Origin of the sequence: Sorangium sp. So ce117 (genome assembly GCF_051524395.1) — a bacterium.
GTDB classification, from domain to species: domain Bacteria; phylum Myxococcota_A; class Polyangia; order Polyangiales; family Polyangiaceae; genus Sorangium; species Sorangium cellulosum_B.
The window spans coordinates 9,372,886-9,390,283 of sequence record NZ_CP150309.1 but is presented as its reverse complement, the minus strand read 5'-3'; the positions used below and the strand labels follow the sequence as shown (position 1 = coordinate 9,390,283).

At 72.0% G+C, this 17,398-nt stretch carries 14 protein-coding genes; 11 read left to right on the top strand and 3 right to left on the bottom strand.

The window, feature by feature from the left end:
- Nucleotides 1–27: 27 nt before the first annotated feature.
- Nucleotides 28–1,992, bottom strand: a complete 1,965-nt coding sequence (locus WMF46_RS35220; protein ID WP_437981208.1) for a protein kinase domain-containing protein — start codon at nt 1,990–1,992, stop codon at nt 28–30.
- Between the two features lie 90 nt (nt 1,993–2,082).
- On the opposite strand from WMF46_RS35220, the gene WMF46_RS35215 reads away from it, so the two are divergent.
- The 3 genes from WMF46_RS35215 to WMF46_RS35205 all read left to right on the top strand — a co-directional run bounded on the left by WMF46_RS35215 (nt 2,083) and on the right by WMF46_RS35205 (nt 3,845).
- Nucleotides 2,083–2,247, top strand: a complete 165-nt coding sequence (locus tag WMF46_RS35215; protein WP_437981207.1) for a hypothetical protein — start codon at nt 2,083–2,085, stop codon at nt 2,245–2,247.
- Nucleotides 2,248–2,415: 168 nt separating this feature from the next.
- The gene (locus WMF46_RS35210) at nt 2,416–3,114 is read left to right on the top strand and encodes a hypothetical protein (protein ID WP_437981206.1); all 699 of its coding nucleotides are present in this window, start codon (nt 2,416–2,418) and stop codon (nt 3,112–3,114) included.
- Nucleotides 3,111–3,845, top strand: coding sequence for a ferritin-like domain-containing protein (locus tag WMF46_RS35205; protein ID WP_437981205.1), 735 nt, complete (start codon nt 3,111–3,113; stop codon nt 3,843–3,845). Before WMF46_RS35210 ends, WMF46_RS35205 begins: the two co-directional genes overlap by 4 nt.
- Nucleotides 3,846–3,899: 54 nt before the next feature.
- Here WMF46_RS35205 and WMF46_RS35200 read toward each other — a convergent pair whose 3' ends face one another.
- Nucleotides 3,900–4,496 carry a hypothetical protein gene (locus tag WMF46_RS35200; RefSeq protein ID WP_437981204.1) on the bottom strand — a complete coding sequence of 199 codons (597 nt, stop codon included), beginning with the start codon at nt 4,494–4,496 and terminating at the stop codon, nt 3,900–3,902.
- Between the two features lie 229 nt (nt 4,497–4,725).
- Between WMF46_RS35200 and WMF46_RS35195 the strand changes: the two genes are divergently transcribed.
- From WMF46_RS35195 to WMF46_RS35180, 4 genes are read left to right on the top strand one after another with little or no spacing between them, the layout of a single operon-like run.
- Nucleotides 4,726–5,379 (top strand): peptidoglycan-binding protein, encoded by a 654-nt coding sequence (locus WMF46_RS35195; protein ID WP_437981203.1) that lies wholly within the window; start codon nt 4,726–4,728, stop codon nt 5,377–5,379.
- 13 nt (nt 5,380–5,392) lie between these two features.
- Nucleotides 5,393–7,444 (top strand): hypothetical protein, encoded by a 2,052-nt coding sequence (locus WMF46_RS35190; protein WP_437981202.1) that lies wholly within the window; start codon nt 5,393–5,395, stop codon nt 7,442–7,444.
- Nucleotides 7,435–8,259 (top strand): hypothetical protein, encoded by an 825-nt coding sequence (locus WMF46_RS35185; RefSeq protein ID WP_437981201.1) that lies wholly within the window; start codon nt 7,435–7,437, stop codon nt 8,257–8,259. Before WMF46_RS35190 ends, WMF46_RS35185 begins: the two co-directional genes overlap by 10 nt.
- Nucleotides 8,259–8,690, top strand: coding sequence for a hypothetical protein (locus WMF46_RS35180; protein ID WP_437981200.1), 432 nt, complete (start codon nt 8,259–8,261; stop codon nt 8,688–8,690). Before WMF46_RS35185 ends, WMF46_RS35180 begins: the two co-directional genes overlap by 1 nt.
- A 62-nt stretch (nt 8,691–8,752) precedes the next feature.
- Here WMF46_RS35180 and WMF46_RS35175 read toward each other — a convergent pair whose 3' ends face one another.
- Nucleotides 8,753–9,415, bottom strand: coding sequence for a TetR/AcrR family transcriptional regulator (locus WMF46_RS35175; protein WP_437981199.1), 663 nt, complete (start codon nt 9,413–9,415; stop codon nt 8,753–8,755).
- 100 nt (nt 9,416–9,515) lie between these two features.
- Here WMF46_RS35175 and WMF46_RS35170 point away from each other — a divergent pair, with 100 nt between their 5' ends.
- The 4 genes from WMF46_RS35170 to WMF46_RS35155 all read left to right on the top strand — a co-directional run bounded on the left by WMF46_RS35170 (nt 9,516) and on the right by WMF46_RS35155 (nt 16,887).
- On the top strand, nt 9,516–10,868 hold the full coding sequence (locus WMF46_RS35170; protein WP_437981198.1) for an alpha/beta hydrolase family protein: 1,353 nt from the start codon (nt 9,516–9,518) through the stop codon (nt 10,866–10,868).
- The gene (locus WMF46_RS35165) at nt 10,865–11,911 is read left to right on the top strand and encodes a DUF6268 family outer membrane beta-barrel protein (protein WP_437981197.1); all 1,047 of its coding nucleotides are present in this window, start codon (nt 10,865–10,867) and stop codon (nt 11,909–11,911) included. Before WMF46_RS35170 ends, WMF46_RS35165 begins: the two co-directional genes overlap by 4 nt.
- Nucleotides 11,912–12,019: 108 nt before the next feature.
- Nucleotides 12,020–14,854: a serine/threonine-protein kinase gene (locus WMF46_RS35160; RefSeq protein ID WP_437981196.1), complete on the top strand. Its 2,835-nt coding sequence runs from the start codon at nt 12,020–12,022 to the stop codon at nt 14,852–14,854.
- Nucleotides 14,855–15,069: 215 nt separating this feature from the next.
- The gene (locus tag WMF46_RS35155; RefSeq protein ID WP_437981195.1) at nt 15,070–16,887 is read left to right on the top strand and encodes a protein kinase domain-containing protein; all 1,818 of its coding nucleotides are present in this window, start codon (nt 15,070–15,072) and stop codon (nt 16,885–16,887) included.
- Nucleotides 16,888–17,398: the final 511 nt, after the last annotated feature.

Below are 17,398 nucleotides of genomic sequence, written 5' to 3'. Positions count from 1 at the left end.
GTCACGGCGCGGCCGCCATCGCCCTCGCTAGGGCGAGGTAGGTGGCTTTGGCGCGGCAGGTTCGGCATCACGCAGCATAGGGACCGTAAAGGATGCGTCAAAACCGTCGGCATGGATATGGACCTGCTTGATCCATGGCTGTTTCCCGTGGGCCGTCACCATGAGCACGTGCGTCCCCTTGTCGATCGGCCGCGGCGTGTTCCACTCTTCCTGTCCTAGCTGCTGTCCGTCGCGTGTGACCTTCAGTCCGGGCAATGCCGCCACCGGGTTCGGTATGACAACCCTGAGCGTCGCCACGCTGGTCTGCGGCGCCGCGACATTCACGCCGGCTGCGGCCGGTTGCTGGTTTTGAGGCACATTCGTCGTTGGTGGGTTCGGATTCGCGGTAGGAGTGCTCGCAGGTACGTTCGGCGGCAAAGCACGCTCGGCGATGGATATAGGCTTGGCGGAGGGCTGTGCAGCAGGAGCTTGCGCCTTCATGGGAGGCGTTGCGGACGGCTCGGCGGTCGCAGAGGGTGGCTCGGCGGTCGCAGAGGGTTGTGAGGAGCCAAGCGACACGCTCTCGTCCGCCAGTCGCGCCACCGAGGAGACCGCCGACGCGCTGGGCGCTCCAGTTGCGGCGAGCGTCGTCGTTGCGAGCAGGCCGGATTCCTCCGCCTGGCTCGTCGAAGCCTGATCGCGGAGCATGGCGACGCCAAACCATAGAGCGCCCCCAACCAGCAACGCACCCAGCACGGGTGGGAGCGTCCTCGACGTCCTCGATCGAACCGCAGCCGTGTTGACGGGCGCAAGGACGGTGCTTCCGTCCTGACTACGCCGGTGCGTCGCTCGGCGCAATGTCGGGAGAGCCACCGTGCTGTGCTGCTCCGCCGCACGCTGCGCGGCGCCGACCAGCGTGGGGAGCGGCACCGTGCCGTTCTGCTCCTGCGCACTTTGCGCGGCGTTGACCAACGTTGGAAGCGGTCGCTTGCTGCTCTGCTCCGGCGGACGCTGGACGGCGTCTTCCACAGGGACGGTATCGTCGAGCGCATGCGAGGATGGCGATGAGCGCGGAGCCTCGTACACGCCAGGCGACGATGCCGGCCGCTTCGATGTCCTCACGCCGAGCACCGTCGCCAGCGCGGCGACCGCGGTGCTCGCTCGGTCAAAGCGGTGCTCGGCACGCGGCGCCGTGGCTTTTTGAAACCACGCATCGAATGCAGGCGGCAGCGCCGCGCCGCGCCGGCGCTGGGCGCGGTGGCTGGGCGATTCGACCACACCCCCGAGGACCGTCGACAGAAATGGAAAGATAGCCTCGTGAAGGTTTGCCTCCTCGGCCCAGTACGGCTCTCCGGTGAGGAGCGCATAGGCGATGTGGCCCAGCGCGTAGAGATCGGCGCGGGGGTCGATCTCGCGGTCACCCCGGATCTGCTCGGGCGACATGTACAGCGGCGTGCCGAGCGCCTGGGTGGTCCGAGCCTTCTGGCTTTGCTCCACCACCTTGGCAATGCCAAAATCAAGGATCTTCACGCACGGCGAATCGTCGTCACGGCGGGTGACGAACATGTTCTCGGGCTTGAGATCGCGATGGATGATGCCCGCGGCGTGCGTCTTGTCGAGCGCGCGCGCCACCTGCTGCAGGTAAATCACGACCTCACCCGGCGGCAGCGCCTTCTGCTTGCGAACAAGCGCTCCGAGCTCCTCGCCTCGAAGCAGGTCCATCACCAGGAAAGGCGTCCCGGTGGCCTCGTCGATCCCCGCATCGGAGATGCGAACGATGTGCTCGCTCTCGATGTCACCCGTGACCTGCGCCTCGAGCTCGAAACGGCTCCGGAGATCAGGATGCTCGACCAGGTCCGGAAGCATGACCTTGAGAGCGCGGCGGCTCCGAGTCTTCTCGTCCGTGACCTCGTAGACTGCGCCCATGTTCCCGGCCTTGATGCGGCGGATGACGCGGTAGCGCCGGTGAAACAAGGCGCCCGGATGGAGGTCGACAATGCTAGGGGGGTCCACGCGCTTCCTCTACCGAGCGTAGAGCGAACTGTAGGTGTCGCTGCGTGTCAACCCCTTCCGAACTGAGCATCGTGCAGGGAGTATCCCGAGGTGTTCGGACCTCTCGTCCTGGGCCAGCCGGCGGCCACGAAGCTCGCCGCCGAGGGGCGCGAGCGCGACCCGAGCCCCGAGGTTCTCTGCCTCGCAGCGCGCATCGCACCGTCCCGGGCGGAGACGGAGGCGCGCGCGTGGATCCAGACGCGCTTGCTCGCGTAGCTCGCCGGAGGATCCCGCGGCGCCATTGTTCTGAATTTCAGTTCAATGGTGTGCGGAAAATGCAGATTCTCTTCGCTGTGCTGCGCGCCTACACTGGTCCACATGGGCCGAGTGCTCGGCCCGTGCCGCGCCCTGCGGCAAACAGCCTATTTTACTGGAGGAGAGCTTATGCGTGAGGAGACGAGACGGGCAGCATTGCGTGCAGCAGCGAGGGTCGCGCTGGGAGCGCTGGCCTGTGGCGCCCTGGCGGGCTGCAGCGGACGTTACGTCTCTGGCGGGCAGTCGTCACCGCTGGATCCCGACGAGGAGATCCCGGCGGGGGAGCCGGACGGCCCGGCTTCGGCCGGAGTCGGCGCGACGAGCGGAGTCGGCGCGACGAGCGGAGTCGGCGCGACGACCGGCGGCGGTGGGGAACCTTCGACGGGAAGTGGGGTCGTTCCGGCGCCCGATGAGGGCGGCGCAGGGGGCGCGGGCGGTGCGGGCGGCGCGCCGTCCATGCCGACCGGGCTCGCGTGCGCCGAGCAGGTGAGCCTCGACGACACGGAGGCTCGCCCTCGCGCGGAGCTCGAGTGCTGCGTCGACTATGGCGTGCAGCGCCTGCCCGCCCCCGGGACGGGGATCTCCGAGGAGCAGCGGGCGGCCCTCGCCGGAGACGCCTCCTTCGTGAACTGCTGCACGGCCCTGATCGTGGGCGTGGGCGCCGACGCGATCTCTTACAGAGACGCCGAGCCCATCCGGCACGTCTGCTGTTTCGGCAACGTGGTCGCTCCCGAGGCGGAGCTCTACAACGAGAAGTTCTGCACGCCCTGGGGCCCCCCGGTCCCGCCGGCGCTCGACGCCTATGATGCCCGGCCGGAGGTCGCATGAACGCCGCGACGCTCGATCTCCGCGGCGAGGCGCGCGCGCGTGCCTTCGACGTGAGCGGGTATCCCGCGGCGCTGTTCCCGTCGGCGATTAGCACCTGGCACGCGCGGATGGTGAACGAGCACGGATCGTCGGCCGTGTTCGAGGCGCTCGCAGGCCAGCTCGCCGAGGCGGGCTTCCCGCCGGAGCTCGCCGAGGCGTGCCGGGGCTTCGCCGACGAGGAGCGCCGTCACGGGATCCTCTGCGGCGCGGTGGTGGAGGCCCTCGGCGGGACGGCGACCGCGAGCGTCCCGGAGCGCCCGGAGTTCCCCCTGCACCGCGACGCGCCCCCCCGCGCCGCCGCGCTCCGCAACGTCATCCACATCTGCTGCATGAGCGAGACGGTGGCCGTGGCCCTCATCGGCGCGGAGCGGCTGGAGATGCCGCCCGGGCCGCTGCTCGATCTGCTGACGCGCATCTACGCCGACGAGGTCGGACACGCCCGCTTCGGCTGGCGCCTCCTCGAGCAGGTCGCGCCGGATCTCTCCTCGGCGGAGCGGCAAGCGGTCGAGCGCTACCTGCCCGTCGCGTTCCGGCACCTCGTGGAGCACGAGCACGCGCACTTGCCGGCCCACGACGCCCCGCCGGACGGGGAGCAGCTCGGCCTGTGCAGCGGCCTGAAAGCCCGGGTGTTGCTCGATGAGACCATCGACGAGGTCATCCGCCCCGGGCTTCGCCGCTTCTTCGATTGCTGAGCGCAGCCGCAAGAGCATCCGAGGCCAGACCCATGCCCGGAGGGCGACGCGGGCCTACGCGGGCCGCCAGTCGTCCGCGTGGAGCTGAGGGAACGATATCTTACATGTCCCGGCATCGATGCCGACGATCACGGCTTGGCCGTTTTGATCGAGCAATCCCTCGCGAACGGAGCGGTCCGGCAGCTCGATACGGTATCTCTTGAACGGGACAGGTTGCGGCGGGTCCGCGTCGTCCATGAGCTGAATCCCGACCCATGTCTTGTCCTCCCTGGGCGCAGGCGCTGGCGCGTCGGGCTCGAGCGGTTCGGGCGGCGCGAAGCGCGCGCCGGAAGCGACGTACGGCATCCGGTAGGCGTGGAGGCGGCCGTCGAGCAGCGCCTCCCGCAGCCGCGCTCCGAGCGCCCTCGGATCGAACGAAGGCCCCGTCGACACCGGAATGCCGAGCGCCTCGCCGATCTCGGCGAGGAGCACCCTGCCGTGGACGCCGTCGGCGAGCCACGCCTCCAGCCGCCACGTCGCTTCCAGCGCAGGAAGGGCCTTGGCCCCGTCCGGCAACGGCGCATCAACCCGCCGGGCGATCCACACCTTGTCAGGGAAGCAGCCGAAACCCCAGCGGTCGCGCATCGCGTTCTCGATTCGCCCCTGGCCCATGCCATCACGCCGCGCGGGGGAGAGTCAAGCGCGGGCCAGGAGCGGGTCAGGCATCGATGCGGGGGCCCGGCCGTCGCGCCCCCCCCGGTCGCCCCCGCTCCTCACGGCCGTGCGCGCGGGCCCGTTCGCGGCGCTTGAGGGCGCCGCTCGGGCGCGTTACGGTGCTCGACGCATCGCCTGCTCGCGGATGCTCGCTCCGGGATCATGGGATGGGATCATGGGATGAACGATGCCACACCAGCATGTTGTCCGACAGGGAGAGTGCCTCTCGAGCATCGCCCCGAAGTACGGCTTCTCCGACTGGCGCGTCATCTATAACCATCCTGACAACGCCGAGTTCAAGAAGAAGCGTCCCAACCCGAACCTCATCTATCCGGGCGACGTCCTCGTCATCCCGGACGCGGCGCCAAAGGAGGTCGAGGTCCCGACGGGCGGGAAGCACGTCTTCACGGTCAAGGTCCCGAAGACGATGCTCCGCCTCCTCCTCGAGGTCGAGGAGCCGTTCGCGTACGAGCTGACGTACCGCGACGTCGTCGTCGCCGGCACGACGGACGGCAAGAGCCCCATCGAGCACCCCATCCCCGCCGACCTGGAGGACGCCGAGCTCGCGGCCTGGCCGGACACGCCGGGCAACGAGACGGCGCGCGCAGGCGGGGTCACCTGGGCGCTGAAGCTCGGGCACCTCGATCCCATCGAGGTCCCGAGCGGCGTCCAGGGGCGCCTCAAGAACCTCGGCTATTTCTCCCGCGCGGTGGACGGCAAGGACGGGCCCGAGCTGGCCAATGCGGTGGCGTGGTACCAGTCGGTGTCGGGGCTGACGCCGACCGGGGTCCTCGACGACGCGACGCGGGCGAAGCTCCTGAAACGCCACGACGGCGCGTGACGAGAAGGAACGAATGGCACAGACGGCCGCGGTCACGATCACCCTCCAGAAGGTCCTCGGCGTCGACGGGCTGCTCGCCGGCGCGAAGAAGCCGTATGCGCTGGGGTTCATCGCCGGGCGGCGCTTCGGGCGCAGCAAGCCGATCCCGGCTGGCGCCAGGGAGGTCGATCTGACGGCGGAGGCGATCCCGTGGAAGCTCGAGGTCGCCGCGAACGGGGCGATCCCGATCGCCGTCGAGATCTGGGACGATCAGGGCGACGCCGGCCCGAAGCGCCTCGGCGCCGTGACGGGCAGCCTGAGCAGCCCCTACGCGACCCGGGTCCACGAGCTCGGCGGAGGTCCGCTCCTGCGCTGCGACGTGCTCACGCGCGAGGTGCCCGCCGCGCCGGGCGCGGCGCTCGTGCCCCGCGTCGCCGAAGGGGAGAAGACGCGCGCGACGCTGCGCGTGCCGAACACCGTGCTCGTCTCCATCACGGAGATCCTGGGGCTTCACGCGCCCGTCTCGCCGGGGGCGCCGGGGGTGAAGCGCGCCGAGGCGAGGCCCGGGTACACGAGCCAGGACCACCTCGGCCGGGTGTACCTCAACAGCGACCTCGCCGGGAGCTGGGCCAAGGACAAGCAGCTCATCCAGCTCACCGCCAAGGTGACGATCCAGCGGGGGAAGCTCCCCGCGGACGCGAAGATCCGGTGGACGGTCGTCGAGCCGGACGACCCGACCAACGACGATCCCGGCTTTCACGCCGCGTGGGGGGCGTACGTCGACAAGAAGGACTATGACGCCGCCGGGGATCACAAGGGCTCGCGCGCGGCCGATAACGAGGGCAAGCCAGCGAAGAGCCCGCCCTGGGAGGCGGTCGCCGGCTTCGCGCTCGCGTCCGCGGCCGCGACCGAGGCGAAGACGACGATCGTCGGCGACGAGAGCAAGGTCGTCTTCCACTGCCCGGACACGGCCGGGGACAACTTCATCCTCCGGGCGGACATCGACGCTGCAACACACGTGGAGGGGTTCGGCGCCGAGACCGGCATCATGACGATGTGGCACCGGATCCGGGTCGAGTCCGTCCGCATGAAGAGCGCGTTCGCCCTGCCCATGGACGAGGTGCCCGTGCCGTTCGAGCCGTGCTGCGTCCAGCTCGATTGCGAGCCGGAGAAGGAGGTGCCGGACCAGCCGCACATGGCGCCCAAGGACGACGACCTCGAGACCGAGTGCGTGGCCTACGTGAACAAGGTGTTCTCGAACAGGTCGAACCCCGGCTGGTTCTGCGTCATCTCCGCGATGGAGCCGCACCCTCTGCCGATCAAGAAGGGCGACAAGGTCTTCGAGGGGGACGTCGAGCTGAAGAGCGCCGGCGCGGGCGCCAACCTCTTCGAATTCTTCGAGGTTCCAGGGACGTTCCCCGACGTGGATTTCGCCGAGCTGACCTCCGGCTCGGAGACGGTCGGCTTCAACCTGTTCAGCGTTCAGACCGAGACGACGGCGGCCGGCCCCATCACGCGCTGCTGGATCGTGGAGCACGACGCCCAGCCGGACTTCACGGCGGGCGACGGGTCGCTCGCGCATGCGTACAAGGTGCGGTTCAACTACTCGCCCAGGTTCCGGAAGAAGGGCGGCGCCGTGACCCCCGGCGGCTACGGGATGGCCGCAAAGGTGAAGGCCAAGCTGTTCAACCCGGGCGCCTTCTACACCGCCGGCATCAGCCCCACGGTGACGGCCAAGGGCAAGGAGTACTTCGCTGGCCGGACCATCATGTTCACGCACCACAACGCCTACCGCGACGCGGGCACCGGCCTGCCAAAGCCGACGTACCGCGGCCGCATCGTCGGGACCATCGTTCATGAGCTCGTCCACGCGTTCGGTATGCCGCACAAGTGCGGGTACTTCGACTTCCGCGCGCCGCGGGACAAGACGTGCTGCATGAACTACAGGCCCAACTGGATGCTGGACGACAAGCGCAACCTCATCCGGGGGACGTCGGGGAAGACCGGCAGCGACGTCTGCGGCAGGCACCTCAAGGAGGTGAGGCGGGTCCACCTCGAGGACAACAAGGGGCTCGCGTGGAAGTGAGCGCTCCGGACATCACACCTCCGGGCCCGGCCCTCGTGGGCATCGATGTCGAGCCGCAGTATGTGCTCGGCTTTCCGATGTTCGTGGGCATCACGATCGGCAGCGTGCCCCCGGGCGCGTCGCTCATGCGGCTGCCGCTGCCGTCGCCCGCGGCGCTGCGGGGCGCGATAGGCATCAGGCTGTGGCGGCCGGGCGAGGCGGAGCCGTTCTTCGAGGAGGCGCCCACGGCCGTGGTGGACGCCGATCTCTCGGCGCCGAGCTTCCGCCTGCGGGCCGGCGAGGTCCGCCGGCTCCTCGTGGAGATCGCCGAGCTCCTGCCGGACGATCTGGCGGCGGGGGAGGTCGACGGCGTGCTGCTCTACGGAGCCCCGCCGCACGTCGCCGCGAGCGGCCGCGGAAGGCTGCGCTTCCGGGAGCCCACGGGCGCGGAGCGCGCGTCGCTCGACGAGCTCCGGCCCGAGGTCGAGGCGGCCGGCTCGTTCGGGCGGTGGCTCCGCCGGCCGCCGTCCGATCCGACCCGGCTCGCGCCGCCCGCCGATCCGGGCGATCCTCTGCGGTATCCGAGGCTCATGAAGTACCTGATCCACGGCCCGGAGGAGCTCGACGCCGTCGACCCGGCGCGGCTCCGCGTGCTCGGCGGCGTGTTCGCGCCCGAGGCGTGCGGGCTCGCCGCGGAGCTCCAGGCCGCGCGAGATCCCGGGACGTTCGCCGGGTACGCGCAGCAGGTGAAGGCGGCGTATCCAGGGCTCGCGGCGTGGATGGACGCGATCGCGGCCGGGCAGAGCGAGATCGCGTGGGCACGGAGCCATCGGTGATGAACAGGACGAGCCCGCGAGCGTGCGTCGTTGCCGTGGCCCTGGGGCTCGCGGCGTTCTCGAGCTCCGGTTGCGGTCGCTCCCAGGCGCCGTCGCCCGACCGCGCGGCGCCGGATGCGTCCAGCGCCGCGGCGGCGCCCGGGGCCTCCGCGACGGCGCCCGGGGCCGTCACGGAGGCGCCCGAGGGGGCGACCGCGCCCGGGACCGCCGCGCCGCCGGGCACTGCACCCGCTCCCGCGCAGTCCGTGAGCGCTGCGCCGCCCGCGCAGCCCGCGAGCGCTGCGCCGTCCATGAGCGCCGCGGGGATCAGGAAGCCCTCGCCGGGCGCGCGCGGCCCGCTGCCCGATGCGAAGCCGAAGCTCAAGTGTGGCAGGACGTACTGCAACGCGGCGGGGGAGTGCTTTGCGCCGTCGCCGCCCCAGTGCGAGTGAAGGAGCAAGGGCGCGGGAGAGACTAGCCGCCGCTCTGGCGGGAGCGCGCGATCCCCCGCGGATCACCCGCGCTTCGACCGCTTGCCCTGGGGCGCGGGCGCCGCCGCCTCCGGGACCGCGACGGGCGCCAGCGTCTGCCGCGCCAGCTCTCGCGCATAGGCGAGGCGGTCTGCCGGCGAGCCGAGCGCGCTCAGCCCCTCGTAAAGCCCCGCGAAGAACGTCGGGAAGAAGACCGCCGAGAGCGCCGCCACCACCCGGCGCGCCGCCGCCCGCTCCTCGAGGCCGGGCACCGCCGCCCGGACGAGATCGCGCAGGCGCTCCATCACCGGCGCGAAGAGCTTCGGGAAAGGACCGCTGTAGTCGTCCTCGTGAAACGCGTCGTGCAGGAGCGCCCTGCCCACGTTCGGGTACCGCATCCCGCCCTCGAGGTAGTAGCCGAGCAGCCCGCTCAGCGCCTCCAGGGGATCGCCCGGCATCCGGGAGAGGAAGTCCTCGGTGTCCGACAGCATGTTCCCGATCGACCCCTCGAGCGCCGCCGCGACGAGCGCCTCCTTCGACCGGAAATAGTAGTTCACCGCGGCGATGTTGACGCCGGCCGCCGCCGCGAGCTTCCGCACCGTCAGCTGCCCGATGCCGTGCTTCTCGATCTGATCGATCGCAGCGACCACGAGCCGCTGCCGTGGATCGAGATCGTCCGCAGGGGCGAGGGGGTCACGGTCGTTCATACGATTGTTTGAAACATACCTTGACGATGCACCTGGCAGGCGTCAATTCTTAAAACACATGTTTCAATCACTTGTTTCGTCAGGCGCTGGAGGTGCACCGATGCTCGATCGGCGGCGGTTTCTCACCCACACGGCGGTCGCGGGGGGCGCGGCGGCGCTCGGGTTCGCGGCGGGCCGCCGCGGGGTCGATCAGGAGGTCGCGTCCGCGCGGTTCCACGGCGACGACACGCTCGGGCGGGGCCAGGCGGCGCCCGTCTGGCACCGGTTCAAGTTCATCGGCCAGCCGGTGATGGACGCGCAGATCGTGTTCTGGCTCGGCCTCGCGTCGATGGGGCTGACCGACGTCGGCGAGGTGCTCGACACCGCGACCCGCATCCTCCCTGGCGACGAGCGCTCGTGGTTCGACCAGTGGCTGGCCACCGCGAAGCGGGTGCGGGGCTACGGCGAGGAGGCGGAGGCCCGCGGCCACGCCCGGAGCGCCGCGTCGCACTTCCTGCGCGCGGGCGCCTACTATCGCGCCGGGCTGATGCGCTACGCGGATCGCTCCGACCCGCGCCTTGTCGAGGCGACGATCGCGGGGCTCGACCTGCACGGGCGGGCGCTCCGCATGCGGGGCTACGACTCCCGGCAGGTCGATATCCCCTACGAGAACGGCGTGCTCCACGGCCGCATCCATTACGCGCCCGGGGTGGCGCGCGCGCCCACGATCGTGCTGCAGCAGGGCCTCCACGCGTGGCCCGAGGACACCATGTGGGTCGTCGACGGCGCGCTCGAGCGGGGCTACCACGTCCTCTCGTTCCACGGCCCGGGCCAGGGCGCCTCGCTGCGCCTCCACGGGCACCCCTTCCGGCCCGACTGGGAGGTCCCCGTGGGGCGCGTTCTCGACTTCGCCGAGCGCGACGAGCGGCTCGACGCCGGCAAGTTCGTCCTGATGGGCCTCTCGTTCGGCGGCTACCTCGCGCCGCGGGCGGCCTCGCGCGAGCGCCGCCTGCGCGCCCTCGTCGCCAACCCGGGCGTCGTCAGCTGGCGCGACGCGATGCTGCGCCACTTCGCGTCGATGCCCGGCCTGCTCGAGCTGCACGCGCGCGGCCCCGCGGCCTTCGACCGCGCCATCGACGCCGCCTCGGTTGTGCTGCCCGACGCGCGCTGGTACTTCGACGACGTGACATGGAAGCACGGCGTCTCGACGCCGCACGAGGTGATCGACGAGCTCCGCAAGTACGACAACGCCGATGGCGTCGCGGGCATCCGCTGCGAGACGCTGATCATGGAGGGTAGCGCGGAGGACGCGTCTCCAGGCGAGTCGGAGCGCCTCTACGGCGCGCTCACGTGCCCGAAGCACATGATGGTGTTCGACGCGGGCACGGCGTCGCAGGTCCACTGCCAGGGCGGCAACCAGCTCCTCGCCCAGGCGCGGCTGTTCGACTGGCTCGACGAGCGGGTGGCGCGATGAGGTCCGCCGATCGCGCCGCCGCGCGCTCCACGGACGAGCGCCGAGGCGGGGGCCCCTCCCGCCGGAGCGCGCGCCCCCCGCGGCTCCTCGCCCTGGCGCCGCTGCTCGCGGTCCTCGCGGTCCTCGCGCCGGGCGCCGCGTGGGCCCAGCTCCCCGATCTCGTGGACCTGAGCGCGCAGTACATGCCGGGCGCGGCGATCGAGGACCCGCGCCCCGTGCGGGCGCAGATCTCGTCGTACGAGGTCAACGCCAACGTGCCGATCCCCCTCGGGGAGAAGACGTTCCTGATCCCGGGGGCGACGTACCACGTCGAGGCGATCTCGTACGCCGGCGCCCCGCCCGGCTTCGACGAGCTCCGGGCCTTCCACGCCGTCGACGTCCCGGTGCTGTTCGTCCAGCTGCTCCCCGACGACTGGTCGCTCTCGCTGCGCGTCGCGCCGGGGCTCGCGGGCGACTTCGAGGCCTTCGACGGCGGGCTCGTCCGCGTCAGCGCGCTCGGGCTCGTGACCCGCACGCTCTCGGAGAAGCTCGTCCTCGGCGGCGGCGCGCTCGCGTCGTACAGCTTCGGCTCGTTCCTCCCGCTGCCGGCGGCGTACGTCGACTGGACGCCGAGCCCCCTCTTCCGCGTCGAGGCCTTCCTGCCGGGCTTCGCGGCCGTGAAGCTCCTCTTCTCGGATCGCGTCGAGGTCGGCCTGCGCGCGGACCTGGCGGGGAACGCCTACGCCGTGCGCGACCCGCGCGTCACCGGGGCGTGGCCGTGCGCGGCCCAGCCGGCCGACGACCCGGCGACCGAGCAGGACGAGCGCGCGGCGCGGCCCGAGGAGTGCCTCGATCACGTCGCCTACTCGGTCGTGACCGCGGGCGTGACCCTCGGCGTGCGCGCCTTCTCGTCGGTGTGGGTGACCGCCCAGGCGGGACACAGCCTGTTCCGTCGCTACGAGCCGATGAACGACGAGGACGATGCCATCCCCGGAGGCGGGCAGAGCATCCCGAACGTGCTCTTCTTCCGCGCCGGCGTGACATGGCGCATCCCGAAGAGCTGAAGCGCGACTCACCGCCTGGCGCGCCGCGCGAGCGTATAGCCGCACACCGACCGGCGGGTGCCCGCCGGACCGTTGAAGACGGCTCGACGCCGGTGCATCCTCCGCCTTATGCGCCCGGGAGAGGTCATCGACAGCCGCTTCCAGCTCGAGCGCGTCGCGGCCTCCGGTGGGATGGGGACGGTCTACCGCGCCGTCGACCGGGCCACGGGGGCGCAGGTCGCGCTCAAGCTCCTCGGCCAGCCCGACCGGAGCGCCGCGCACCGCTTCGAGCACGAGGCGCGGATCCTCGCCGAGCTCGATCACCCGCGGATCGTCCGGCACGTGGCCCACGGCATCACCCCCGACGGGGTGCCCTACCTCGCCATGGAATGGCTCGAAGGGGAGAGCCTGGCGCAGCGCCTCGCCCGGCAGAAGCTCGATCTCGAGGAGAGCCTCGCCCTGCTCCGCGCGGCCGCCGAGGCGCTCGGGGCGGCGCACGCGCGGGGCATCGTCCACCGCGACGTCAAGCCGAGCAACCTGCTGCTCGTCGGCGGCGAGGTCGTCGGCCTGAAGGTGCTCGATTTCGGCATCGCCCGGATGAAGCGCACCATCGGCGCGCTCACGCAGACCGGCTCGGTGATGGGGACCCCGGGCTACATGGCCCCGGAGCAGGCCACCGGCGAGCGCGAGCGCCTCGACGCGCGGGCCGACATCTTCTCGCTCGGCGCCGTGCTCTTCGAGTGCCTCACGGGCAGGCCCGCGTTCCAGGGCCAGCACGTGATGGCCCTCCTCGCGAAGCTCCTCATGGAAGACCCGCCGCGCGTGCGGAACCTCCGGCCCGAGGTGCCGCAGGAGCTCGACGAGTTCGTCGCCCGCATGCTCGCGAAGGACCCGGAGCAGCGGCCGCGCGACGGCTCGGCCGTCGTCGAGGCGCTCGACGCCCTCGAGCGCGATCCGACGAGCGGCCTGGCCGCGCCCCCCGTCCTGTACGAGGCGATCACGGCGTGCGAGCTCCGGCTGCTCTCGCTGGTGGCCGCGCGGGAGCCGCGCTTCTCGGCCTGCGACAGCGCGGCGAGCACGCTCGTCGCCGCGGAGCCGAGCGACCTCACGAGGAAACTCTACACGAGCGCGCAGCCGTTCGGGGCCCGCGTGGACGCGCTCGCCGACGGGACGATCGTGCTCTCGATCGCCGGCGTGGGCGACGCCGCCCTGCAGGCCGCGCGCGCGGCGCGGTGCGCCCTGAAGCTCGTCGAGCTCGTGCCGGAGGCCTCCGTCGTGCTCACGACCGGCCGCGCCGAGCACACCGGCAGCCTCCCTGTCGGCCCGGTCATGGACCGCGCGGCCGCGCTCCTCGCCCTCGCGGAGCGCGACGCGCGCCCGGAGCGGAGGCCCGCGCCCGTGTGGATCGACGACGTGACGCGGGCGCTGCTCGACGCGCGGTTCGAGATCGAGCCGGCGCGGCACGGCACGTTCTTCCTGCTGCATGAGCGCGAGGTCGGCCGGTCGGCGCGGACGCTCCTCGGCAAGCCGAGCCCTTACGTCGGCCGCGACAGGGAGCTCCGGAACCTGCGCGAGCTCCTGGAGGACAGCTTCGGCGGGCCCGAGCCCCGCGCCATCCTGATCACCGGGCCGCCCGGGATCGGCAAATCCCGCCTGCGGTACGAGCTCATCGAGATCCTGCGGGAGCGGCACCCCGAGCTCACCGTCGCGGTCGGCCGCGGCGACTCGCTGAGCGCGGGCTCGCCGTTCTCGCTCCTCGGCTCCGCGCTCCGGGGCGCGGCCGGGATCACCGGCGGCGAGCCCGCCCCGGCGCAGCGCGAGCGGCTCCTCTCGCTGGTCGCCCGCGCCCAGGCGCTGACGCCGGGCGAGAGGACGAGGATCGCCGCGTTCCTCGGCGAGATCGTCGGCACGCCGTTCCCGGGCGAGGCCGATCCGAGCTTCCTCGCGGCGCGGCAGAGCCCGGCCCTGATGGCCGACCAGATCCCGCTCGCTTACCTCGACTTCATGGAGGCGGCGTGCGCGGCGGGGCCCTACCTGCTCGTGCTCGAGGACATCCAGTGGGGCGACGCGGCGTCGCTCAAGCTCATCGCGCGGGCCCTCCGGGAGCTCCGCGACCGGCCCTTCGCGGTGCTCTACCTGGCGCGGGTCGAGGTGCGGAAGGTCTTCCCCGTCCTCTGGGAGGGCAGCGAGGTCCACGAGATCACGCTCGGCGCGCTGCCGCGCCGCGCGGCCGAGGAGCTCGTGCGGCAGATGCTCGGCGACGGGCTCCCGCCCTCCGAGGTCGCGCGCCTCGTCGAGCGCGCGAGCGGCAACGCCTTCTACCTGGAGGAGCTCATCCGGGCGGTCGCGGAGGGGCGCGCGGACAGGCTGCCGGAGACGATCCTGGGCATGGTCGAGGCGCGGCTCGAGGCCATCCCCGCGGAGGCGCGGCGGCTGCTGCGGGCGGCGAGCGTCTTCGGCGAGGCGTTCTGGAAGACCGGGGCGCTCGCCCTGCTCGGCGACGCCGGCGGGTCGACGCTCGCGGTGGACTGGCTGCCCTGGATGCTCCAGCGCGAGCTGCTCGAGCGCCGCGAGCAGAGCCGCTTCTCGGACGAGGAGGAGTACGCGTTCCGGCACGCGCTCATCCGCGACGGCTGCTACGCGATGCTCCCGGACCACGATCGCGCGCTCGGGCACCGGCTCGCCGCCGAGTGGCTCCTGCAGGCGGGAGAGCACGACGCCAAGGTGCTCGCCGAGCATTTCGAGCGGGGAGGCGAGCCGCGGCTCGCGGTGGAGTTCTACCTGCACGCGGCGGAGCAGGCGCTCGCCGGGAGCGATCCGGCTGCCGCGCGCGCGCTCGCGGACCGGGGGCTCGCCCTGGGCGCGGAGCGGGACGTCGAGGCGGTGCTCCGCGGGATCCGGGAAGGGGCGTCCCGCGCGCTGGGCGAGGCGGACGAGCGCGCCGCGCGCTCGTCGCGGCCGTGAGCGCTCAGGGAGGCCGCTTCCGAGGCCGCCGACCGAGGCGCGAGGACATCGTTCAGAAGCTGCAGGCGACACGCCGGGCGTGACGCGCCGGTCGGGCAGGTCGAAGCGTGTGCGTCCCGGACGATGCTATCGCGGAAGTTGGGCGCGTCGGGTTGACCGGTCCGGTCGGACCGCGGGTGGGGGCCGGCAGCGCCGATCTGGTAGCATCCTGGGCGATGAGCCTCGGCAGCGCCCCGACCCAGCCCGGCGCACGTTTCGACGGTGTGGAGCTCGCCGAGCTGGCGACGGCCCTCGGGCGTGAGTACGCGGTCGAGCGAGAGCTCGGGCGCGGTGGCATGGGCGTCGTGCTGCTCGCGCGCGACCTCCGCCTCGAGCGGCCGGTAGCGATCAAGGTGCAGCCGCGCGAGCGGGCCGCCGACGCCGCGCACCGCCAGCGGTTCCTCCGCGAGGCGAGGACGGCGGCGAGGCTGTCGCACCCGAACATCGTCCCGATCCTCCACGCCGATGAGGCCGGCGCGTTCGCCTACTTCACGATGCCGTACGTCGACGGTGAGACGCTGGCCGAACGGGTGCAGAGTCGCGGCCGACCGTCGGCACGCGAGGTCGTGCGGCTGCTCCGCGAGGTCGCGTGGGCGCTGGCATACGCGCACGCGCGGGGCGTCGTGCACCGCGACGTCAAGCCCGAGAACATCCTCGTCGAGCGCACGACCGGCCGCGTGCTCGTCAGCGACTTCGGGATCGCGTTTGAGGCTCACACGTCGCGGTTGACCGGCGACGATCACATGGTCGGTACCGCGATGTTCATGAGTCCGGAACAGATCCTCGGGCGCGAGGTCGACGGGCGCAGCGATCTCTACTCGCTCGGCGTCGTCGGCTACTGGCTGCTCGCCGGCCAGCACCCATTCGAGGGCGCGGCGACGCCGACGATGCTCGTCAAGCACGCGACCGAGCCGGCCCCGCCGCTGCGTACGCTCGCGCCCGAGGTCTCCGCGGGCCTCGCCGCCGCGATCGATCGTTGCCTGGCCAAGGAGCCCGACGAGCGCTGGTCGACCGGCGAAGCGCTCGCCGAAGCGCTCGTCGCCGTCGAGGGCGAGCTCGCTGGCGTCCCCGCGCACATCGGCGGCGATCGCCTGCTCGACGAACGCGAGGTCTCCGCGGTGCTCCAGCGCGCCGCGCAGCTCCAGGCGGACGCCGCCCGCCGCGTCGAGGAGCGCTCGCGGACCGCGCCCTCGCCGGGACCGACGAGCACGAGCGGGCTGCGCGTGTCGGAGGTCCGGGCCGCCGCGGCCGAGGCGGGCATCGCCCCCGAGTTCGTGGCGATGGCCGCAGCCGAGCTGCCCGCCGGCAGCCCGCTTGCGATCCCGGTGGTCTCGGCGGCTGCTGAGGCCCGCTGGTCGGTGCGTCTGTTCGGCACGGACGTCCGCCAGATCGTCGCCTCGCGGGTGTTCCGGGCTCCGGCGAAGGCCGTGATCGACGCGCTCGTGCACGTGTGGCAGGCGAGCCCGTACAACCTGCGCCTGCTCGACGCCGTCGGCCCGCACCCGCTCGACGGCGGCGCGGTGATCTTCCGCGTGCCGAAGTTCACCCACGGCGTCGACGGCACCGGCCCCGTCGGCTTCCTCTATTACATGTACGTGCTGAGTATTCGCCAGCTCCGCCTGACGATGCAGCATCGCGGCCGCGACGCGATCGAGTGCACGGCGACGGCCGAGTTGCACGAGGCGATCGCGTTCGGCCGCAAGTTGTATTACCCATGGGTGGGCGGTCTGACCGCGGTCACCGGCGCCGCCGTCGGCGCCGCGATGTTCCCGCTGGTGCTCCCGATCTTCGCGGCGCTCGCGACCCTCGGCGTCGTCGCCACGACGTACGGCGGCCTCCACAAGCTCAACCACGTCGCCTACGCCTACTATCGGCGAATGGCGCAGGAGAACCTCGAGACGCTGCTCGCCGACGTCGACGCCAACCTGCGCACGCAGGCGGTGTTCGGCAGCCTGCCCGCCCCACGGTCGGCGCTGCCGCGCGGCGAGGGCTGATCGGGCATGTCCCGCAGGACAGCGGATGGCTCTGCGAAGGGCTCAGGTTTCAGCTGTGCAGGATGAGCGATACCAGTTCTGGTGCGGGTGACGGCCGCGAGTCGCAGCACCGGCGCGGCGATCACGCCGGTTGCGAGGACGCTCGAAGCGTGCACGCAACTGTCGCTCTTCGGCGGCACCGTTGTGCGCCTCGATGAGGACGAGCCTCGGCGACGGCATCGTCCCGCCGGTCTAAGCGCGCATCGACTGGGCTTCCCTCATCCGCCGCGTCTATTTGGAGGATGTGCTCGCGTGTCCGTGCGGTGGGCGCCGGCGGCTCGTCGCCGACATCGGTCAACGTGCGCAGCGCGAAGCCATCGTGGCGCTCCTGACCCATCTCGGCATCCCCACCGAGCCGCCGCCCATCGCGAGGGCCAGAGACCCGTCGTTCGACGCGGCGTGAGCCTCTCGGCCTCGTCCCTCCGCGTGCCGCTCGCGCGTGGCCGTTGGCCAACCTCTGGCCGCAGCTCGA